The organism is Mesorhizobium sp. M8A.F.Ca.ET.165.01.1.1 (genome assembly GCF_004792065.1).
Lineage (GTDB): Bacteria > Pseudomonadota > Alphaproteobacteria > Rhizobiales > Rhizobiaceae > Mesorhizobium.
In genome coordinates this window covers 1-319 of the sequence record NZ_SRTH01000173.1, presented here as the reverse complement: position 1 = coordinate 319, position 319 = coordinate 1, and the positions used below count along the sequence as shown (strand labels likewise).

Genomic DNA, 319 nt, shown 5'->3' with positions numbered 1-319 from the left:
AGATACTCGAAGAAGGTCCGGTCGCCGGTGTTGATGAACGCCTCGACCGGCGTTCCCGGATAAAGCTGCTCCGCTTTCACGCCGGGCGGCAGCTGGTCGGCAATCTTCAGCCTGGCGCGGAAATAGGGCTCGTGCGTGGCCTGGTCGATCAGCCGGTCGGCGGAGATCTCGCTGACCGTCGCCGACACTTCCGGCGTCAGGCGCATGTTCAGCGCCGAAAGCCTGAGCTTCGCCGGCTGGCCGACGCGGACCTGGTCGATGTCCTTGGGCCTTAGCTTGGCGTCGACGTTGAGGCCTGAAGCCGTGGGCAGGATCTCAA

Annotated in this window: 1 protein-coding gene; it reads right to left on the bottom strand. The window is 64.9% G+C overall.

All coding sequences use genetic code 11. The annotated features are described in order from the left end of the window. A partial coding sequence (locus tag EN808_RS35625) for an HlyD family secretion protein (protein ID WP_189524257.1) occupies nucleotides 1-319 on the bottom strand: 319 nt, incomplete at both ends.